General features: G+C 70.9%; 15 protein-coding genes. 8 read left to right on the top strand and 7 right to left on the bottom strand.

Annotation, left to right across the window (positions count from 1 at the left end; all coding sequences use genetic code 11):
• Positions 1 to 13: 13 nt before the first annotated feature.
• Positions 14 to 952 (bottom strand): neutral zinc metallopeptidase, encoded by a 939-nt coding sequence (locus tag AAG827_RS16385; RefSeq protein ID WP_341927241.1) that lies wholly within the window; start codon positions 950 to 952, stop codon positions 14 to 16.
• 78 nt (positions 953 to 1030) lie between these two features.
• Between AAG827_RS16385 and AAG827_RS16380 the strand changes: the two genes are divergently transcribed.
• From AAG827_RS16380 to AAG827_RS16370, 3 genes are all read left to right on the top strand, one after another.
• A complete protein-coding gene (locus AAG827_RS16380; RefSeq protein ID WP_341927240.1) occupies positions 1031 to 2629 on the top strand; it encodes an ABC-F family ATP-binding cassette domain-containing protein in 1599 nt (532 codons plus the stop codon).
• A 74-nt stretch (positions 2630 to 2703) separates the two neighbouring features.
• Complete coding sequence (locus AAG827_RS16375; RefSeq protein ID WP_341927239.1) at positions 2704 to 3495, top strand: enoyl-CoA hydratase/isomerase family protein; 792 nt, start codon at positions 2704 to 2706, stop codon at positions 3493 to 3495.
• 40 nt (positions 3496 to 3535) lie between these two features.
• On the top strand, positions 3536 to 5416 hold the full coding sequence (locus tag AAG827_RS16370; protein ID WP_341927250.1) for an ABC transporter ATP-binding protein: 1881 nt from the start codon (positions 3536 to 3538) through the stop codon (positions 5414 to 5416).
• 143 nt (positions 5417 to 5559) lie between these two features.
• Here AAG827_RS16370 and AAG827_RS16365 read toward each other — a convergent pair whose 3' ends face one another.
• Positions 5560 to 6462 carry an SURF1 family protein gene (locus AAG827_RS16365; RefSeq protein ID WP_341927238.1) on the bottom strand — a complete coding sequence of 301 codons (903 nt, stop codon included), beginning with the start codon at positions 6460 to 6462 and terminating at the stop codon, positions 5560 to 5562.
• A gap of 37 nt (positions 6463 to 6499) precedes the next feature.
• On the opposite strand from AAG827_RS16365, the gene moaA reads away from it, so the two are divergent.
• Positions 6500 to 7498 carry a GTP 3',8-cyclase MoaA gene (gene moaA, locus AAG827_RS16360; RefSeq protein ID WP_341927237.1) on the top strand — a complete coding sequence of 333 codons (999 nt, stop codon included), beginning with the start codon at positions 6500 to 6502 and terminating at the stop codon, positions 7496 to 7498.
• Positions 7499 to 7576: 78 nt separating this feature from the next.
• On the opposite strand, the gene AAG827_RS16355 is transcribed toward moaA, so the two are convergent.
• Together AAG827_RS16355 and AAG827_RS16350 are read right to left on the bottom strand one after the other, a co-directional pair.
• The gene (locus AAG827_RS16355) at positions 7577 to 7765 is read right to left on the bottom strand and encodes an acetone carboxylase (protein ID WP_309648322.1); all 189 of its coding nucleotides are present in this window, start codon (positions 7763 to 7765) and stop codon (positions 7577 to 7579) included.
• A 43-nt stretch (positions 7766 to 7808) separates the two neighbouring features.
• Complete coding sequence (locus tag AAG827_RS16350; protein WP_309648323.1) at positions 7809 to 8123, bottom strand: DUF3099 domain-containing protein; 315 nt, start codon at positions 8121 to 8123, stop codon at positions 7809 to 7811.
• A gap of 67 nt (positions 8124 to 8190) precedes the next feature.
• On the opposite strand from AAG827_RS16350, the gene AAG827_RS16345 reads away from it, so the two are divergent.
• From AAG827_RS16345 to AAG827_RS16330, 4 genes are all read left to right on the top strand, one after another.
• Positions 8191 to 8403: a dodecin gene (locus AAG827_RS16345; RefSeq protein WP_193606999.1), complete on the top strand. Its 213-nt coding sequence runs from the start codon at positions 8191 to 8193 to the stop codon at positions 8401 to 8403.
• 42 nt (positions 8404 to 8445) lie between these two features.
• A complete protein-coding gene (fabG, locus tag AAG827_RS16340) occupies positions 8446 to 9171 on the top strand; it encodes a 3-oxoacyl-ACP reductase FabG (protein ID WP_341927234.1) in 726 nt (241 codons plus the stop codon).
• A gap of 1 nt (position 9172) precedes the next feature.
• On the top strand, positions 9173 to 9970 hold the full coding sequence (gene fabI / locus AAG827_RS16335) for an enoyl-ACP reductase FabI (protein WP_341927233.1): 798 nt from the start codon (positions 9173 to 9175) through the stop codon (positions 9968 to 9970).
• A gap of 69 nt (positions 9971 to 10039) precedes the next feature.
• Entirely contained in the window at positions 10040 to 11731 is a 1692-nt protein-coding gene (locus tag AAG827_RS16330; RefSeq protein ID WP_341927232.1) for a Mur ligase family protein, read from the top strand.
• Positions 11732 to 11798: 67 nt separating this feature from the next.
• Here the strand turns inward: AAG827_RS16330 and AAG827_RS16325 are convergent, their stop codons facing one another.
• From AAG827_RS16325 to AAG827_RS16315, 3 genes are all read right to left on the bottom strand, one after another.
• Positions 11799 to 12164, bottom strand: coding sequence for a cupin domain-containing protein (locus tag AAG827_RS16325; protein ID WP_341927231.1), 366 nt, complete (start codon positions 12162 to 12164; stop codon positions 11799 to 11801).
• A 4-nt stretch (positions 12165 to 12168) separates the two neighbouring features.
• Positions 12169 to 14943 carry a cyanophycin synthetase gene (gene cphA, locus AAG827_RS16320; RefSeq protein ID WP_341927230.1) on the bottom strand — a complete coding sequence of 925 codons (2775 nt, stop codon included), beginning with the start codon at positions 14941 to 14943 and terminating at the stop codon, positions 12169 to 12171.
• Positions 14940 to 15887, bottom strand: a 948-nt coding sequence (locus tag AAG827_RS16315) for a cyanophycinase (protein ID WP_341927229.1), incomplete at its 5' end; no start/stop codon positions are given. The genes cphA and AAG827_RS16315, both read right to left, overlap by 4 nt.

Genomic DNA, 15887 nt, shown 5'->3' with positions numbered 1-15887 from the left:
TGATGCAGGTTGGTCAGACCCGGCTGGCGGCGAACGTGTCGCACGCCTCGAGCGAGCCCTGCTCGAAGCCGGTCTCGAACCACGTCTGCCGCTGCTCGGCCGACCCGTGGGTCCACGACTCCTCGGTGACCTGGCCCTGGGTCTTCTGCTGGATCCGGTCGTCGCCGACGCTGGCCGCGGCCTCGAGCGCCAGGTCGATGTCCTGCTGGGTCAGCGAGGAGAAGAGCACCTCGCCCGAGGCGTCCTCGGTGGACGTGGCCGCCTTGGTCCACATCCCGGCGTAGCAGTCGGCCTGGAGCTCGAGGCGCACGGCGTCGCTCTGGGGCCCCTGCTGGGTGCGGACCTGGCCCATGGCGCCGAGGAGGTTCTGGATGTGGTGGCCGTACTCGTGGGCGAGCACGTAGGCCTCAACGAAGCCGCCGTCCGGGCCGCCGAGCTGGTCCTCGAGGACCTGGTCGAAGAAGCCGGAGTCGAGGTAGATCGTGCGGTCCGGCGGGCAGTAGAACGGCCCCACGTCCGAGCTCGCCGCACCGCAACCCGTGTCGACGGAGCCGGTGAAGGTCACCAGGCCCTCCTCGGGCTCGAAGCGGCCGCCCAGCTCGTCGGTCCAGTAGTCGAAGAGCGAGTTCTCGACGGCCACCCGGGCGCAGTCGGCGCTGTTGTTGGCGTCCTCGCCGGTCTTGCAGGAGCTGTAGCGGCCGGTGTCGGTGAAGCGGCTGCTGTCGAGACCGCCTCCGCCCAGCCCGCCACCGCTGCCGCCTCCGCCGAGGATGTCGATCCCGACCGCCCGACCGATCACGAAGAGGATGACGAGCAGCACCACCCCGCCGATGCCGCCGCCGCCGATCCCACCGGGGATGGGTAGCCGCGAGCCGCCGGATCGGCCTGCGCTGCTGCGACCTGCGTCACGTGTGCGCGAGGTGTCCAGGCGTGCCTTGGGGTTGAAACGCATGGGGATGCCTCTCGTGGGGGGTGTGGGCGGGGACGGTGGCGAGGTACCCGGTTCAGCGCACCTACACTAGTGACCCTCATGATCACCGCCCACCAGCTCGAAGTCCGTGCCGGCGCGCGTCTGCTCATGGACGACGTCAGCTTCCGCGTCGCCGCAGGCGACAAGGTGGGGCTGGTGGGGCGCAACGGCGCCGGCAAGACCACCCTCACCAAGATCCTCTCCGGCGAGGCCCTGCCAGCCTCCGGCTCGGTCACCTCGACCGGCGACGTGGGCTACCTCCCGCAGGACCCGCGCATCGGCGACCCCGAGGTCCTCGCCCGTGACCGGATCCTCTCCGCGCGCGGCCTCGACGACGTCGTACGACGCCTGCGCGAGTCCGAGGAGCAGATGGGCAGCGACGACCCCGAGGTCGCCGACCGGGCCATGAAGCGCTGGTCGCGGGCCGACTCCGAGCTTCACGCCGGTGGTGGCTACGCCGCCGAGTCGGAGGCCGCCACGATCGCGGCCAGCCTCGGCATCGAGGAGCGCATCCTCGGCCAGCAGCTCAAGACGCTCTCCGGTGGTCAGCGCCGTCGCGTCGAGCTCGCCCGCATCCTCTTCTCCGGCGCCGAGATCCTGATCCTCGACGAGCCGACCAACCACCTCGACGCCGACTCCATCGTGTGGCTGCGGGACTTCCTGAAGTCCCACAAGGGCGGGTTCATCGTGATCAGCCACGACAACGCGCTGCTCGAGGAGACCGTCAACAAGGTCCTCCACCTCGACGCCAACCGCACCACCATGGACGTCTACAACATGGGCTGGAAGAACTACCTCTCCCAGCGCGAGACCGACGAGAAGCGGCGCAAGCGCGAGCGCGCCAACGCCGAGACCAAGGCCAAGACGCTCACCGACCAGGCCAACAAGATGCGCGCCAAGGCCTCCAAGGCCCAGGCGGCGCAGTCGATGCTCAAGCGCGCCGAGAAGATGATGTCGGGCCTCGAGGGGGAGCGCGCCGCCGACAAGGTCGCGCGGATCAAGTTCCCCGCGCCGGCCCCGTGCGGCAAGACCCCGCTCACCGCCGAGGAGCTCTCGAAGTCCTACGGCTCGCTCGAGGTCTTCACCGACGTCACGCTGGCCATCGACAAGGGCTCGCGGGTGGTCATCCTCGGCCTCAACGGCGCCGGCAAGACCACGATGCTGCGCATCCTCGCCGGGGTCGACCAGTCCGACACCGGCCGGGTGGTGCCGGGCCACGGCCTCAAGCTGGGCTACTACGCCCAGGAGCACGAGACCCTCGACACCGACCGCACCGTCCTGGAGAACATGCAGTCCGCGGCGCCCCAGCTGACCGACACCGAGGCCCGCTCGGTGCTCGGGTCCTTCCTCTTCTCCGGCGACGACGCCAACAAGCCGGCGGCGGTGCTCTCCGGTGGCGAGAAGACCCGCCTGGCTCTGGCCAGCCTGGTCGTCTCGAGCGCCAACGTGCTGCTGCTCGACGAGCCCACCAACAACCTCGACCCCGCCTCGCGCGAGGAGGTGCTGGCCGCGATCCGCACCTACGAGGGCGCGATCATCCTGGTCACGCACGACGAGGGCGCCGTCCGTGCGCTGGAGCCCGACCGGGTCCTGCTGCTGCCCGACGGCGACGAGGACCTCTGGAACGACGACTACGCCGACCTGGTCTCGCTGGCCTGAGTGCCGTCGTACGACGGGCGGCCCGCCGGGGGTGCGACCGGACCGGTGTCGGAGGGGCTTCCTAGACTCAGGTCATGACTCCTCACGACCTGGCCGCTGCCGGCCTGCGCCTCGACGTCGTCGGGGCGGTCGCCACCGTCACCCTCGACCGCCCCGAGGTGCGCAACGCCCAGACCCCGGCCATGTGGCGCGCGCTCGGCGCGCTCGGGTCGACGCTGCCCGACGAGGTGCGGGTGGTGGTCGTGCAGGGCGAGGGGGCGACGTTCTCCGCCGGCCTGGACCGGACGCTCATGGACCCGGCGACCGCGCCCGAGGGTGTCGAGTCGGTCGGCGACCTCTTCGCGATGACCGATGAGGACATGGCGGCGACGATCGACGTCTACCAGCAGGGCTTCACGTGGCTGCGCGATCCGCGCTTCGTCTCGATCGCCGCGGTGCGCGGCTACGCCGTCGGTGCCGGCTTCCAGCTCGCGCTCTCCTGCGACCTGCGCGTGCTCGCCGACGACGCCCAGCTCTGCATGAAGGAGTCGGCGCTCGGGCTGGTCCCCGACCTCACGGGAACAAAACCGCTCGTCGAGAGTGTTGGCTACGCACGGGCACTCGAGATCTGCGCGACCGCTCGGATGGTCGGAGCCGCCGAGGCCGTCCAGATCGGCCTCGCCCTGACTGCGGTCCCGGGCGACCAGCTGGACGCCACGGTCGCCGATCTCGTCGCCGCCCTGACCGCCCCCCTGCCGGGAGCGGTCACCGAGACCAAGTCACTGCTCCTCGGAGCAGCCGAGCGCAGCCTCGAGGAGCAGCGTCGCCTGGAGCGTCTCGCCCAGGTCCGCCGCTTCCGCGAAGTCGCCCAGTTCCTGGCCCGCTGATGACCTCACGGCCGGGGGAGTAGGAGCCATGGTGTCCGGGATGTCCCCCGCCAACGGCGCCGTGTGGCGCAACCTGCGCGCCGACCGGAGCGTCGTCAACAACCGCATCGAGGGCAAGACCGTCAAGCGGATCCTCACCTTCGCGCGCCCCCACCGTCGCCTGATCGCCGTCTTCCTCACCCTCACCGTCATCGACGCCGCGATGGTCGTCGTCATGCCGTTGCTGGTGCAGAAGATCGTCGACGACGGCATCCTCGCCGGCGACCGCGGCTTCGTCACCCTGATCGCGCTCGCGATGGCCGGCGTCTCGATCCTGACCGCCGGTCTGGCCATCCTCGGCGGCTGGTTCTCCTCCCGCATCGGGGAGGGCCTCATCTACGACCTGCGCACCCAGGTCTTCGCCCACGTGCAGCGCCAGTCGCTCGCGTTCTTCACCCGCACCCAGACCGGGGCGCTGGTCAGCCGGCTCAACAACGACGTGATCGGTGCTCAGCGGGCCTTCACCTCGACGCTGTCGAGCACCGTGTCCAACTCGATCTCGGTCGTGGTCGTCGGGGTCGCGATGCTCTTCCTGAGCTGGCAGGTCACGCTGCTGTGCCTCGCGCTCTTCCCGATCCTGTTCTTCGTCTCCCGCTGGGTCGGCGGCCGGCTCGCCGGGCTGACCCGGCGCCAGATGGACGGCAACGCCGACCTCGGCAACGTGATGACCGAGCGCTTCAACGTCGGCGGCGCGATGCTGCTCAAGCTCTTCGGCCGCCGTGCCGACGAGGACGTCCTCTTCGAGTCCAAGGCCGCCACCGTGCGCGACCTCGGCATCCAGATCTCGCTGATCACCCGCATCTTCGGCGCCGCGATGATGCTCGTGCCAGCGCTGGCCACCGCGCTGGTCTACGGCGTCGGCGGCAGCCTGGCCATCGACGACACGCTGACGGTCGGCACGCTGCTCGCGCTCGCCACGCTGCTCCTGCGCCTGCTCGGGCCGCTGCAGGGGCTCTCCAACGTGCGCATCGACATCATGACCGCGCTGGTCAGCTTCGAGCGCGTCTTCGAGGTCCTCGACCTGCCCTCCCAGATCCAGCAGAAGCACGGCGCCGTGGTGCTGCCCCCGAGCGCGGGTCGCCTGGAGTTCGAGCACGTCTCGTTCACCTACCCGAAGGCCTCCGAGATCTCGCTCGGCTCCCTGGAGTCGGTGGCCCGCACCGAGTCGCGCGACAACGAGCAGGTCCTCACCGACGTCGGTTTCGTGGCCGAGACCGGGCAGATGATCGCGCTGGTCGGCCCGTCGGGTGCCGGCAAGACCACCATGACGCACCTCGTCGCCCGTCTCTACGACGTCGGCAGCGGCGCTGTGCGCGTGGGAGGGCACGACGTACGCGACGTGACGCTGGACTCCCTCGAGGACGTCGTCGGCTACGTCACCCAGGACGCCCACATGTTCCACGACACGATCCGCGCCAACCTGGTCTACGCCCGTCCCGACGCGACCGACGACCAGATCTGGTCGGCGCTCGAGGCGGCCCAGATCGCCGGGCTCGTGCGCAGCCTGCCCGACGGGCTCGACACGGTCGTCGGCGACCGCGGCTACCGCCTCTCCGGCGGGGAGCGTCAGCGGCTGGCGATCGGTCGGCTGCTGCTCAAGGCGCCGTCGATCGTGGTGCTCGACGAGGCGACCGCCCACCTCGACAGCGAGTCCGAGGCCGCCGTCCAGCGCGCCCTGGACGCGGCGCTCGAGGGACGGACGTCGCTGGTGATCGCGCACCGGCTCTCCACGGTCCGCAACGCCGACCAGATCCTGGTGCTCGACCAGGGCCGGATCGTCGAGTTCGGCACCCACTCCGAGCTGCTGGCCCGCGGCGGGCTCTACACCGACCTCTACCGCACCCAGTTCGCCCACGACACGTCAGCGGACCAGCCCGCCTGACGCCGAGTCGGCGCGTTGGCGCGTTGGCGCGTTGGTGCAGGCGGGGTCGGTGACCGCGGACGTCATACGGCCGGTGGAAGCGACTCCTCGCTTCGCATGACGTTGCGCAGCCTCTCGGGTGGCGTCGTCCGCTCCGACGGGGATCAACCAGGGGATCCTGACGAGGTCTCTGCGGCCTCGCGCTCGGCCGCAGCGGCGGCCTCGGCGGCCTCCCGGGCCTCCTGCTCCTGCCGGGCCCGCACGTAGGGGTGGTTGCTCTGGCGGACCTTCTTGACCTTGGTCTTCTTCTTCTCGGCCCGTGCCGGCGCCGCGCCGCCGCGCCCGGCGGTGCGCCACTCGTCGTACATCAGATAGAAGAACCCGAAGATGGCCAGCACCCCGAAGAACCACCACTGGAGGCCGTAGAAGAAGTGCGGCCCGTTGTCGAGCTCGGGCAGCTCCACCGGCGCCAGGGTCGTCGCGGGTGCCGGGTCCTCGGACTCCAGGTCCACGAAGCCGCCGTAGACCTCGCGGTCGAGGGCCTCGCCGATGGCGGTGCTGTTGACGGCGCGCGTCGACTGGTCGGTGACCAGGGTCGAGTCGCCGGTGCCGTCCACGCGCAGCCAGCCGTCGACGGTGACCTCGCCCGCAGGGGGAGGCGGCACGTCGTCGGGGGTGGCGCCCTGGTTCTCCGTCTGGAGCCAGCCGCGGTCGACCAGCACGGCGGTGCCCGACGACGTCACCAGGGGGACCACGACGTCGATGCCGGCGACCCCGTCCCGGGTGCGGTAGCGGACGATCACCGTGTCCTCGACGGCGTAGGTGCCCGTGGCCGTCACGCGGCTCCACTCGTCGTCCTCGGAGACGCCCTCACCGGTGCGCATCACGTCGGCGACGGGGGTCGGGGGCCCGTCCTCGTTGGCCCGCACGATCGCGTTGCGGTCCTTGCGGTCTGCGAGGCGGTCGAACTGCCACCCGCCGAGCCACCAGGTCGCGTAGGCGACCACCACGATGGCGACCGCGAAGAGGGCCCAGCGTCGGCTCAGCAGGAATCGGAACGAACGCACGACACCGAGAATAGGTGCCGCCCCTAGACTCGACGACATGCAGGTGCTGAAGCTCGGTGACAGGTACGGCCGCGTGGCCACGGACCTCCGCGTGTCCTTGACGGACCGCTGCAACCTCCGGTGCAGCTATTGCATGCCGGCGGAGGGTCTCGACTGGCTGCCCCAGGACGAGACCCTGACCGACGACGAGCTGGTCCGGCTGATCCGGATCGGTGTCGAGCGCCTCGGCATCCAGGAGATCCGTTTCACCGGCGGCGAGCCGCTCGTGCGGCGTGGCCTGCCCGACCTCGTACGCCGCGTGCGCGAGATCGACGCGGACATCGACATGTCGATGACGACCAACGCCCTCGGCCTGGCGCGCACCGCCCAGGCACTTGCCGACGCCGGGCTCAACCGTGTCAACGTCAGCCTCGACACCGTCCGCGCCGACACCTTCCACGCCATCACCCGGCGCGACCGGCTCGACGACGTCATCTCGGGGCTGGCTGCGGCCGAGGCTGCCGGGCTGGGCCCGGTCAAGGTCAACGCGGTGCTGATGCGCGGCCTCAACGACGACCAGGCGCCCGAGCTGCTGCGCTGGTGCCTCGACCGCGGTTACGAGCTGCGCTTCATCGAGCAGATGCCCCTCGACGCCCAGCACGGCTGGCAGCGCGACGGCATGGTCACCGCCGACGAGATCTTCGCCCACCTCGAGCGGGAGTTCACCCTCTCACCGGCCTCCGAGCCTCGCGGGTCCGCCCCGGCAGAGCTGTTCCTGGTCGACGGCGGCCCGGCCACTGTCGGTGTCATCGCCTCGGTCACCCGCCCCTTCTGCGGCGACTGCGACCGGGTGCGCCTCACCGCCGACGGCCAGATCCGCAACTGCCTCTTCGCGCGCCACGAGTCGGACCTGCGCGCCGCGCTCCGTGACGGCACCTCGGACGCCGAGATCGCCGAGCGCTGGGTCACCGCGGTCGCCGGCAAGGCGGCCGGTCACGGCATCGACGACGAGGGCTTCCTCCAGCCCGACCGCCCGATGTCGGCCATCGGGGGCTGATCCCAGCGCCGGAAAGTGCGGGACGTTTTCGACCTCCTGACGCGCTCAGAGGTCGAAAACGTCCCGTACTTTCCCGGCCTAGGCGTGCGGCACGACGTCCTTGAGGAACCGACGCGCGGTGAGGAAGTCCGACAGCGAGGTCTTGTGCTCGTCGCACGCGAGCCAGGTCTTGCGGCGCTCGGGGGTGTGCAGCTTCGGGTTGTTCCAGAGCAGCTGCCACGTGGCAGGCGCCTGGCACCCCTTGGCGGAGCAGACGTCGGGATCCATGCCCCTTGTCTAGCGCAGGTCGTCGAGCGACCCGCGCGGTGGGTCAGTCGCGGGGACCGGCCGGCAGCTCGGCGTAGCGTCCCGGGGCGCCGCGGAGCTCGAAGGAGTCGGTGCGCGTCGTCACCGCGTTGGCCAGCACGACCGCGATGTAGGGCAGGATGATCGCCCCCGCGATGAGGAAGGGCCATAGCCAGTCGACCCCGCTGAGGGCCGCGATGACGGCCCCGACGAAGCACGCCGAGCGCAGGCTCATCGACCAGAGGTAGCGCTTCTGACGGGCCGCGATGTCCTTCTCCCGACTGGTCGAGGCGGTCGTGATGCGGATTGCCTCGATGTCGTCCCTGCCTCGCCGCGCCATGCCTCCATCGTACGTCGGTACCGGTAGCCTCCTTCAGTCCGAAGACTCCCGCTGAGAGGCACTCCCCATGACCAACCGCACCTACCGCGTGACCGAGATCGTCGGCACTTCCCCCGAGGGCATCGACGCCGCCATCCGCAACGGCGTCGAGCGTGCGGCCAAGACGCTGCGTCACCTCGACTGGTTCGAGGTCACGCAGGTGCGCGGTCAGGTCAAGGACGGGGCGGTCGAGCACTTCCAGGTCGGCATCAAGGTCGGGTTCCGCCTCGAGGACGACTGAGTCGTTTAGGGCTACCCCGGGGTAATCGCTAGCGTCGAAGACGTGAGTGAAACCACCCCCCACGAGCCCCGGTCGGTGCTGGTCACCGGCGGCAACCGCGGCATCGGCCGCGCCATCGCCGAGGCGTTCCTGGCCCAGGGCGACAAGGTCGCCGTGACGACCCGCAGCGGCGGCGCACCCGAGGGAGCCCTCGACGTACGCTGCGACGTCACCGACGCCGCCGCGGTCGAGGCCGCCTTCACCGAGGTCGAGGCCGCGCACGGCCCGGTCGAGGTCCTGGTCGCCAACGCCGGCATCACCGCCGACACCCTGGTGCTGCGGATGTCGGAGGAGCAGTGGTCCTCGGTCATCGACACCAACCTCACCGGCTCCTTCCGCCTGGCCAAGCGTGCCGCCAAGGGCATGCTGCGCCAGCGCAAGGGCCGCATCATCTTCATCTCCTCGGTCGTCGGGCTGCTCGGCTCGGCGGGGCAGGTCAACTACGCGGCGTCCAAGGCCGGCCTGATCGGCATGGCCCGGTCGCTGGCCCGTGAGCTGGGCTCGCGCTCCATCACGGCCAACGTGGTCTCGCCGGGCTTCGTGGAGACCGACATGACCGACGTGCTCACCGACGAGCAGCGTGCGGCGATCAAGACACAGGTGCCGTTGGGTCGCTACGCAGCGCCCGAGGAGGTCGCGGCGGCGGTGACGTGGCTCGCCGGTGACGGCGGCGCCTACGTGACCGGCGCGGTGATCCCGGTGGACGGCGGACTAGGAATGGGGCACTGACATGAGCGACGGCAGCAGCATCAACCCGAACGGCATCCTCGCCGGCAAGCGCATCCTCGTCGCGGGCGTGACGATGGACTCCTCCATCGGCTTCGCGACCGCCAAGGTCGCCCAGGAGCAGGGCGCCGAGGTGCTCATCTCCAACTTCGGCCGCGCCCTGGGCATCACCCGGCGCATCGCCAAGCGGTTGCCGGTGACCCCGCCGGTCCTCGAGCTCGACGTCACCGACGCCGACCACCTCGCGGCCCTGCCCGACGCCGTGCGTGAGCACGTCGACGGCCTCGACGGCGTCGTGCACTCCATCGCCTACGGCAACCCCGAGACGCTGCTCGGCGGCAAGTTCATGGGCGGCCCCTGGGACGACGTGGCGCAGGCCGTGCAGGTCTCGGCCTACTCGCTGATGTCGCTGGCCAACGCCACGCGCCCCCTGATGACCGGCGGGGGCTCGATCGTCGGACTCACCTTCGACGCGACCGTGGCGTGGCCGGCCTACGACTGGATGGGTGTGGCCAAGGCCGGGCTCGAGTCGTGCAGCCGCTACCTCGCGCGCGACCTCGGTCCCGAGGGCATCCGGGTCAACCTGGTCTCCGCCGGTCCGCTGCGCACGCTGGCGGCCAAGGCGATCCCGGGCTTCTCCGACCTGGAGGACATGTGGAGCACGCGGGCGCCGCTCGGGTGGGACAACGCCGACTACGCCCCGACGGCCAAGGCCGTCTGTGCGCTGCTGTCGGACCTCTTCCCGGCCACCAGCGGTGAGATCATCCACGTCGACGGCGGCTTCCACGCGATGGGCGCCTGACCCCCAGCCTGCTCGCGCTGCCGGGCGCCACGATGTGGCCCTCACGGGCACCAGCGATAGCGTTCCCGGGTGACTTCACTCGTCGAGCTCCGGGTCCTCGAGGGGCCCAACCTCTACTTCCCGCGCGCCGCCATCAAGCTGACCCTGGACGTCAGCGGACTGGCAGCGGCGTCGGACGCCACGGCACTGCGCTTCGCGACCCGGATCGGGCTCAAGAACGCCCGACCGGGCTCGCCCGAGTCCGGCTTCCGGCAGCGCTTCGCCCTGCGGGCGGTCGGCCGGCTGGTGCGTGCCGTCGCGGGCGAGGGCGGGACCCCGCGCCTCGCCGTACGCGTGCGCCCCACGAGCGACCAGCACCAGATCGTGGTGGCCTTCCCCTGGGCCCACCGCGAGCGCGCGCAGGAGATGGGGCGCGCGATCGGTGACGTGCTCGACTCGCTGCTGAGCACCGACATCGAGGCCGCCGTCGGGCTGGCCGCCGAGCGGGTGGCGGCGGCCGAGCACGGCGACAAGCCCCACACGATCACCCCCAAGATCCCCGTCGTGGCGGTGACCGGCACCAACGGCAAGACCACGACCTCGCGGATGATCGCCCACATCGGGCGCGCCGACGGTCGGCTGGTCGGCTGGTCCAACACCGACGGCGTCTACATCGACGGCGAGCTGGTCGAGTCGGGTGACTACTCCGGCCCGAGCGGCGCCGGTCGCGTGCTGGCCCACCCCGAGGTGCAGCTCGCGGTCACCGAGACCGCCCGCGGCGGCATCCTGCTCAAGGGCATCGGCCTGACCCGCAACGACGTCTCGGTCGTCACCAACGTCACCGCCGACCACCTCGGGCTCCAGGGCATCGACACCGTCGACCAGCTGGCCGAGGTCAAGGCGGTCGTGCCTCGCATCACCCGCAAGAGCGGCTGGGCGGTCCTCAACGGCGACGACCCGCGCGTCTACGACATGCGCAACATCATCAAGGCCAAGCCGTGGGTCTTCAGCCGCGACGCCGACTCCCCGGCGATCCGCGAGACGCTGACGGCCGGTGGCCGCGCCACGACCGTGATCGACGGCTGGGTGTCGGTCCTGACACCCCAGTCGGACCCCGACCCGATGATCGAGCTCGTCGACGTCCCGATGACGCTGGCCGGGTTGTCCCGCTTCAACGTCGAGAACACCCTGGCCGCGGTCTCCGCCTCCTTGGCGATCGGCATCCCGCGCGACGTCGTCATCGAGGGCCTGCGCACGTTCCTTCCCGACGCCGAGCACAACCCGGGCCGGATGAACTTCTTCTCGATGGGAGAGGTCTCGGTCGTCATGGACCTTGCCCACAACGAGGCCGGCCTGGAGGCCCTCATGGAGATCATGAACGGCGTACGACGCCCCGGGGCCCGCCTGCTGCTCGGCCTCGGTGTCGTGGGGGACCGCACGGACGACCTCATCGAGAAGCTCGGTGAGATCGCCGCCCGCGACAGCGACGTGGTGGCGATCGGCCACAAGGAGAAGTACCTGCGCGGACGCACCACCGAGGAGCTCGAGGAGCTCATGCGCGCCGGCGCCGAGCGGGTCGGGGTGACCGGCGTGCCGGCGTACCCGACCGAGGTCGCGGTGCTGGCCGCGCTGGTCGGACAGGCGCTGCCCGGTGACGTGGTCGGCCTGATGTGCCACGCGGAACGGCAGGAGTGCTACGACTGGATCGCCGAGCACGGCGGCGAGCCCGACTCCCCGGAGACGCTCGCGACGAAGGCCAGGGCCGCGGCCGAGGACGCCTGAGAGCCGAGTCGGCGCGATGTTGCAGCAATCGTGCAACATTGCGCCGACTCGGCGCTGGGCGACAGGGTCAGGTGTCGCCGCGGTCCACGTGGTGGCCGGGCTCGCGCAGGTCCACGTCGCCCTCGACGACCAGCGCGTGCAGCCCGTCGACCGTGCGGGTCTCGTGCGGCTCGCCGCGCTCCCACACGGCCGCCTGTCCGGGGCCGATGCTGACCGGGGCCCCGTCGGCGCCGGACACCGTCGCGTCGCCGTCGAGGACCACCATCAGCTGGGTCGCCACTGCCGGGTGACGGCCGATCAGCCCACCGGGCTTGAGGTCGACCATCACCAGGGCGGCGTCGGCGGTGATGCCGAGCGCGGACACCGAGAAGCGCTTGCTGCCGTGGTTGTCGACCGTCTGCCGCGGCAGCGCACCCAGCCGGATGATCCGCACCGGCTCAGGCGTCGCTGACGGGCGGGTCGTAGTCGGGGTCGGCGGCCGGGGCGTCGGGGTTGACGCCCGAGCCGGCCTGGGCCTGGTGGCCGAAGCTCTCCAGCTCGGCCATCACCTGCTGGTGCTTGTCGACGCAGACCACGAGCAGGTCGCCGCGGTTGGTGCGCGCCATCGCGTGGCGGACCGCCTCGATCTCGTCGAGGACCTCCTCGACCTGCTTGCAGCGGCTGCCCTCGGCCATCGCCCGTCGCACGCCCTCGATCACGAAGCCGGCCACCTCGCCGCGCTTGCGGCCCCGGAGGCTGACGTCCTCACGGACGATGAGCACGTCGAAGTGCTGCGCCGCGATCGCCCCGAGCTCGCGCATGTCCTCGTCGCGCCGGTCACCGGCGGTGGCGATGATGCCGATGCGCGAGGGGCGGGCGAGGTCGTGCGAGCCGGCCATGGAGTCACCGACCCGGTCCACGAAGTCTCCGAGCATCTTCATGCCGGGAGCGTTGTGGCAGTAGTCGACGATGACGTTGACGCCGTTGACGTCGACCTCGTTGAGGCGTCCGGGGGAGAGGTAGTAGTTGGTGGAGAACGTGCGCAGGCCCTGACGGATGTCGTGGAGCGGGGCACCTGCCGCGAACGCCGCTGCGGCGGCCGCGAGCGTGTTCTGCACGTTCATCCGGGCCTTGCCGCCGAAGGTCGCGGGCAGCAGGTGGGTCCAGGCGAGCTGCATCTCGCGCGGGCCGTGCTTGACCACGATCATCTCGCCGCGCTCGGAGGGGTTGAGGACCAGTGCCTTGCCGCCGCGACGGCAGTGGGCGTCGATCATGTCGCGGGTCTCGGAGCCGGGCTCCTCCATGGAGAACCACACGACCGAGCCGGAGCAACGGCGCCGCATGTCGCGCACCAGCGGGTCGTCGGCGTTGAGCACGGCGTGCCCGTCGCGCGGCACGGCCTCGACGAGGACCGCCTTGACGTCGGCGAGCTGCTCGACGGTGTCGATGCCGCGCAGGCCGAGGTGGTCGGGCTGCACGTTGAGCACCACGGCGACGTCGTTGCGCTCGTAGCCGAGGCCCTCGCGCAGGATCCCGCCACGGGCGACCTCGAAGACCGCGAAGTCCACGCGGGGGTTCTGCAGGACCATGCGGGCCGAGCGGGGGCCGGAGGCGTCGGAGCGGATCAGCAGGCGCTCGTCGATGACGACGCCGTCGGTCGAGGTCATGCCGACCTTGCGGCCCATGCCCTTGAAGATGTGGCTGATCATGCGCGAGGTGGTGGTCTTGCCGTTGGTGCCGGTCACCGCGACGATCGGGATGCGGCTGGTCGCACCCGGCGGGAAGAGCATGTCGACGACCGGCTTGGCGATGAACTGCGGCTCGCCGATGGTCGGGTGCGTGTGCATCCGGAAGCCCGGGGCGGCGTTGATCTCGCAGATCGCGCCGCCGGTCTCGCGCACGGGCTCGGTGATGTCGGGGCAGATGAAGTCGATGCCGGCGATGTCGAGGCCGACCATGCGGGCGGCCTCCTCGGCGATCTCGACGTTCTCCGGGTGGGCCTCGAAGGTGCGGTCGATGGAGATGCCGCCGGTCGACATGTTGCCGGTCAGCGCGAGCTTGACCATCTGGCCGTCCGGCGGGACGTCGGTCATCGCGAAGCCCTGCTCGCGCACCAGGTCGATCGCGGCCTCGTCGACCTTGATCCGGGTGAGGACCTTCTCGTGGCCGACACCACGGCGCGGGTCGGCGTTGGCGGTGTCGACGAGCTGCTCGACGGTGCGGGTGCCGTCACCGGTGACGGAGGCGGGCACGCGCTCGGCGATGGCGGCGACCTTGCCGTCGATGATCAGGCAGCGGTAGTCCTTGCCGACGATCAGCGACTCCACCACGATGACGCCGCGTCGCGACTGCTCCTTGGCGATCGGGAAGGCGTCGCGCACCTCCTGCGCGTTCTGCAGGTCGAGGCAGACACCGCGGCCGTGGTTGCCGTCGAGCGGCTTGATCACGACGGGGTAGCCGATGCGCTCGGCGGCCCGCACCGCCTGGTCCGCGGAGCGCACCGTGTCCTGCTTGGGGACCGGGAGACCGGCGGCTCCGAGCAGACGGGTGGTCAGGTCCTTGTCGGAGGCGATGTCGACGGCGATGGCGGAGGTGTTGGACGTCATCGTGGCGCGGATGCGCTTGGCGTGGACGCCCTGACCGAGCTGGACCAGGGAGTACTGGTTGAGCCGGATCCACGGGATGTCGCGCGAGACGGCCTCGTCGAGGATCGCCTGGGTGGAGGGTCCGAACGCCGTGCGCTCGGCGCGCAGGATGAAGCTCTCCAGCTCGTCGTCCCAGTCGAACTCCGGGTCGGCCTGCACGAGGTGGTTGACCAGGCGTACGGCGAGGCGCGCGGCCGCGAGCCCCACCTGCTCGTCGGCGTAGCCGAAGATGACGTTGTAGTGACCCTTCTGGCCCTTCACCTGACGGGTCTTGCCGCGCCGGATGTCGTGGCCGACGACCTGCTGGAGCGCCAGGGCCGCGTGCTCGGCGACATGGCCGAGCCAGGTGCCCTCGTGGAGTCGCTCGACGAAGCCGCCGCGCTTGCCCCTGGAGCAGGAGTGCTCGCGCAGGCCGGGCAGCATCTGGAGGATGTTGTCGGTGAAGCCCGGGATCGTGTTGGTCGGGAAGTCCTCGAGCGAGCCGAGGTCGACGACCAGGTGGATCGCCTTGTCGTAGGACCAGATGTTGGCGCCGCGGTAGACCCGCGTGTCGACGATCGCGAGGTCGGGCGTGGGGCGTTCGGTCATGAGGTGACTCCGTCCGGGGCTGCTGTCGGCGTGGTCTTCTTGCGGCTGCGGGCCAGGCGGCGCCGCAGGGCGGTCGGGGACGCGTCGGCTGCGGCGATGTCGCGCGCCATCTGACGCAGGTCGTGGCTGGCCTCGGCGAACGACGCCGCCTCCTCGAGGTCCACCCGACGGTCGGGCGGCACGAGGGTGCGGGTCGTCAGGTCGAAGACCGAGCCCTCGGGCAGCGTGTGCAGCACGATGCCGGAGGCGAGGATCGGGTTGGAGCGCTTGGCCTCGTAGGCGTTGGTCGTGATGCGGGCCGGGTCGAAGATCGTGACCGAGCCGCGGCCGACGACGCGCAGGAGGTCGTGAGGAGCGCCGTCGTAGTCCTCGGCGGCGTCGGGGTGGTCAGGAGCGTGCACGACGCGCTGCTCGACGATCGCGGCGGTGTCCTCGTCGACACCGATCCCGAGGAGCTGGGGTGACTGGGAGACGATCATCAGCAGCCGACCGTAGCGGTTGCGCTGGTCGAAGTGCTGGTCGATGACCGACGACTCGAGCAGCCCGAGGCCGGCCGCGACCTGGGTCATCCGCTGCTTGGGCGTCGAGCCGGGCCCACCGAAGGCGACCATGTGGCTCGACTGGATGCTGGCGCCGGCCGACGTGCCGGCGACGACGACCCCGCGGTCGTGGGCGTCGAGGATCGCGTCGCCGAGCGGGGTGCCGCAGATGATCGCGGAGAGCTTGAGCTGGTTGCCGCCGGTCATGAAGATGCCGGTGGCCTCACGCAGCGACGCGACGAGCGCCTCGTCGTGGGCGTCGTCGCGCGACTCGGGACGGACGGCGATGACCTCACCGGCCCCCTCGCGGCGGAAGAGGGCGTCGTAGACCTCGATGACCTCGACGCCGAGCGACGAGGCGGTCGGGATCACCGCGATCCGGGCGTCCTCACCGCCCGCGGCGGC

The organism is Nocardioides psychrotolerans (assembly GCF_943371775.1).
In the GTDB taxonomy this organism is placed as follows: Bacteria; Actinomycetota; Actinomycetes; order Propionibacteriales; family Nocardioidaceae; genus Nocardioides; species Nocardioides psychrotolerans_A.
This window is presented reverse-complemented; position numbering and strand designations above follow the sequence as displayed.